Consider the following 4,480-nt stretch of genomic DNA (forward strand, 5'->3'; position numbering starts at 1 on the left):
CGCCCGGGGCGTCGGTCATCCGGCGTCCCGGACGGCATCGCGCAGCGCGGACACCGCAGTGTCGATCCCGGCCGGGTCGGACCCGGCACCCTGCGCCATGTCCGGCTTGCCGCCGCCACGGGCACCGAGCGCGGGCGCGATGGCCTTGACGAGATCGCCGGCCCTGAGTCCGCGATCCTGCGCGGCGGGGCTGACGGCGATGACGAATGGGACCTTGTCCTGCGCCGGGGCGGTGAGGAACACGACCCCGGCCTCCGAGCCGAGTCGTCCCTTGAGGTCGGAGGCGAGGGTGCGGAGGTCTCCCGCGGCGCCGCCGGGGGTGCTGTGGGCGAGGAACCGGATGCCACCGAGGTCCTCGGCCGAGTTCAGCAGGTCGCCGGCCTGGGCCGCGAGCTGGGAGGCCCGCAGGGATTCGAGCGCCTTCTCGGCCTCACGCAGTTTCGCGGTGAGGGCGGCGACGCGGTCGGGCAGCTCGTCGGTGGGCGCCTTGAGCGAGGCGGCCAGCCCGGACACGAGCGCCCGCTCGCGGGCCTGGTGGCGGTAGGCGTCCATGCCCACATAGGCCTCGACACGCCGGATCCCGGAGCCGACGGACGCCTCCCCCAGCAGGCTGACGGGCCCGATCTGCGCGGAGCTGGACACGTGGGTCCCGCCGCACAGTTCCATGGAGAAGGGGCCACCGATCTCCACCACGCGGACCCGGGAGCCGTAGTTCTCGCCGAACAGGGCCATGGCGCCCATGCGCTTGGCCTCCTCGAGGGTGGTCTCCACGGTGTTGACCCCGTAGTCGGCGTCGACGGCGGTGTTGGTGACCTCCTCGACCTGCGCCAGGACGTCCGAGGGGATCGAGCCGGACCAGTTGAAGTCGAACCGCATGTAGCCGGGCTTGTTGAGCGAGCCGGCCTGGACGGCCTCCGGGCCGAGGATCTGCCGCAGTGCGGCGTGGACGAGGTGGGTGGCGGAGTGCCCCTGGGTGGCGCCCTTGCGCCACTCGGGGTCGACGGCGGAGGTGACGAGCTGACCGGCCTCGGCCTCGCCGCCGGTGAGGACGCCCTTGTGCACCCAGAGCTTCTTGCCGATCTTCTGGACGTCGTCGACCCGCATCTGGAAGCCGGCCGTGGAGATCATGCCGCGGTCGCCCAGCTGTCCGCCGGACTCGGCGTAGAACGGGGTGCGGTCGAGCAGGAACTCCACCGCGTCCCCCTCGCGGGCGACGTGGACGGCCTCGCCGCCGGAGACGATGCCCAGCAGCCGCGACTCGTCGGTCAGGTCGGTGAAGCCGGTGAAGACGGTCTCGCCGGCGTCGAGGAAGTCACGGTAGACGGACAGGTCGGCGTGGGCGTGCTTCTTGGCCCGGGAGTCGGCCTTGGCGCGGGCGCGCTGCTCGGACATGAGCGAGCGGAAGCCCTCCTCGTCCACCTGCAGCCCGGCCTCGGACGCCATCTCGAGGGTGAGGTCGATCGGGAAACCGTGCGTGTCGTGCAGAGCGAACGCCTGGCGGCCGGTGAGCACCGCGGCGCCCGACGACCGGGCGTCGGAGGCGGCGCGCTCGAACAGCTGCGTCCCGGACTCGAGGGTCTTGAGGAACGCGACCTCCTCGGCCACCGCGATCCGCTCGATCCGGTCGTACCCGGAGACGGTCTCGGGGAAGGACGGCCCGATCGCGTCGCGGACGGTGGCCATGAACTCGGCCATCGTCTCGCCGGTCGCCCCGAGCAGTCGCACGGAGCGGACGATGCGACGCAGTAGACGGCGCAGGATGTACCCGCGGCCCTCGTTGCCGGGCGTCACGCCGTCGGAGATGAGCATGTAGGCGGTGCGGGCATGGTCGGCGACGACGCGGAACCGCACGTCGGCGGCGCCGTCCGCACCGTACTTCGCGCCGGACAGTCGCTCGGCGGTCTCGATGACCGGGCGCAGCAGGTCCGTCTCGTAGACGTTCTCCACGCCCTGGAGCAGGAACGCGACGCGCTCGACGCCCATGCCGGTGTCGATGTTCTGCTTGGGCAGCGGGCCGAGGATCTCGAAGGCGTCCTTGCCGGTGCCCTCCCCTCGCTCGTTCTGCATGAACACGAGGTTCCAGATCTCGATGTAACGATCCTCGTCGGCCTCGGGCCCGCCGTCCACCCCGTAGGCGGGCCCACGGTCGTAGAAGATCTCCGAGCACGGTCCGCACGGGCCGGGCACGCCCATGGACCAGTAGTTGTCCGCCATACCGCGGCGTTGGATGCGCTCCTCGGGCACCCCGATCACGTCCCGCCAGATGCCGTGGGCCTCGTCGTCGTCGAGGTACACGGTGACCCACAGCAGCGCGGGGTCGATCCCGAACCCGCCGGCGTCGACCGGGGTGGTCAGCAGCGACCACGCATGCCGGATGGCGCCTTCCTTGAAGTAGTCGCCGAAGGAGAAGTTCCCGGCCATCTGGAAGAAGGTGTTGTGGCGGGTGGTGATGCCCACCTCCTCGATGTCGAGGGTGCGCACGCACTTCTGGATGGAGGTCGCGGTGGCGAACGGCGGGGTCTCCTGGCCGAGGAAGTAGGGCTTGAACGGCACCATCCCGGCGTTGACGAACAGCAGGTTGGGATCGTCCAACACCAGAGACGCACTGGGGACCTCGGCGTGGCCGGCCCTGACGAAGTGCTCGAGGAAGCGGCGCCGGATCTCATGGGTCTGCACTGGGGGCCTCACTGGTCGTCTACTGGTGGTCTCGGGCGAGGTCCCAGCCTACCGCCGCGCCCGGGCGGGACCGGGAACGAGGTGGGCCGGGACGGACCTGACGACGACGACGAGGTGGGCGGCCCCGGGAACGCCAGCGGGCGCCCACCCGGCCGAACCGGCGAATGGGCGCCCGGTGCAGGGCGGGCCCTGCCTGATGGACGGTCAGCGCGGCATCGGGGGCAGGACGATGCCGAAGTTGGCGGCGGTGATGAACGCCTCCCGGGGCAGGAGCCCCATGCTGTGTGCCCCCGTGCCCCAGACCCCGATCGAGGTCGCGACACTGACGAGCGTGGACAGGAGATAGGCCATAGTTTCCTCCAGGGTGAGCGGCGTGATTAAAGTGCCTGGTCAAGCACTTATTAACGATACTCACATATTTCTCAAGAACTGGCTACGTCTCTGTTCGTATGATCTTGCGGAGCTTGTCCACCCGCGCACCCAGCTCCCGCTCGTGCCCGTGCGGGCTCGGCTCGTAGTAGTCACGCCCCACCAGCTCGTCGGGCGGGTACTGCTGCGCCACGACCCCGGCGGGCGCGTTGTGGGCGTAGCGGTAGCCCACCCCGTTGCCGAGGCCCTTCGCCCCGGCGTAGTGGCCGTCCCGTAGATGCTTGGGCACCTCGCCCACCCCGCCCGCGCGGACATCGGCCATCGCGGCGTCGATCGCGGCGATGACCGCCTTGGACTTGGGGGCCGTGGCGAGGTGGATGGTGGCCTGCGCCAGCGCCAACCTGCACTCCGGCAGTCCGACCTTCTGCACGATCTCGGCGGCGGCCCCCGCGGCCAGCAGCGCGGTGGGGTCGGCCATCCCGATGTCCTCACTGGCGTGGACCATGAGGCGCCGGGCGATGAACCGCGGGTCCTCCCCCGCGACCAGCATCCGCGCGAGGTAGTGCAGGGCGGCGTCCACGTCGGACCCACGGATGGACTTGATGAACGCGCTCGTGACGTCGTAGTGCTGGTCCCCGTCGCGGTCGTAGCGCACAGGTGCGGCGTCCAGGCTCAGCTCCACGATCTCCGGGGTCACCACCCCGTCCTCCGCGGCCCCCGCCGCCGCCTCGAGGATCGTGAGGCTGCGTCTGGCGTCGCCCCCCGACAGTCTGACGATGTCCTCCACCGCCTCGTCCGTCAGCTCGACCTCGCCGGCCAGGCCCCGCTCCTCGGCCACCGCGCGCCTCAGGACGCCGGCGACACCCGCGTCGTCCAGCCCCCGGAGCTCGGCGATGAGGGATCGACTCAGCAACGGGGCGATCACGGAGAAGTGGGGGTTCTCCGTGGTCGCGGCGACCAGGAGGACGATGCCGTTCTCCACCGCGGCGAGCAGGGCGTCCTGTTGGCTCTTGGAGAACCGGTGCACCTCGTCGATGAACAGGACCGTGCGCTGACCGTGCACCTGGCGGGTGCGGGCGTCGTCGATGACCGCGCGGACGTCCTTGACCCCCGCGCTCAACGCGGACAGCGCCACGAAGTGCCGACCCGAGGTGCTCGCGACGAGGTTCGCGAGCGTCGTCTTCCCGGTACCCGGCGGACCGTAGAGGATCAGCGAGGAGCCGCCGCGCCCCTCCACCAGCCGCCGCAGCGGGGAGTTGGGCCGCAGGAGGTGCTCCTGGCCGATCACCTCGTCGAGGGTCCGCGGCCGCATTCGCACGGCCAGCGGTGCGGACGGGTCCACGTCCCCCGCCGCGGGCGGGAGGGGCGCGTGTCCGCCCGCGTCTCCGGCGGCGAACAACCCGGCATCGTCTGTCACGCCGACCAGGCTACCGGC

Annotated in this window: 3 protein-coding genes; all 3 read right to left on the bottom strand. The window is 71.1% G+C overall.

Going from position 1 to position 4,480, the window contains the following annotated elements; translation table 11 throughout:
* Window positions 1-15 precede the first annotated feature (15 nt).
* Entirely contained in the window at window positions 16-2,676 is a 2,661-nt protein-coding gene (alaS, locus tag G6024_RS11165) for an alanine--tRNA ligase (RefSeq protein WP_159148714.1), read from the bottom strand.
* 204 nt (window positions 2,677-2,880) lie between these two features.
* Window positions 2,881-3,027: a hypothetical protein gene (locus tag G6024_RS11170; protein ID WP_167457804.1), complete on the bottom strand. Its 147-nt coding sequence runs from the start codon at window positions 3,025-3,027 to the stop codon at window positions 2,881-2,883.
* Window positions 3,028-3,109: 82 nt separating this feature from the next.
* Window positions 3,110-4,480, bottom strand: a 1,371-nt coding sequence (locus G6024_RS11175) for a replication-associated recombination protein A (RefSeq protein WP_478213488.1), incomplete at its 5' end; no start/stop codon positions are given.

It is taken from the genome of Dietzia maris, assembly GCF_014144855.1.
Classification (GTDB): Bacteria; Actinomycetota; Actinomycetes; order Mycobacteriales; family Mycobacteriaceae; genus Dietzia; species Dietzia kunjamensis.

What these genes read in the sequence shown, in the direction of transcription:
- G6024_RS11170 (WP_167457804.1), bottom strand. Translation starts at nt 3,027, where the DNA reads ATGGCCTATCTCCTGTCCACGCTCGTCAGTGTCGCGACCTCGATCGGG.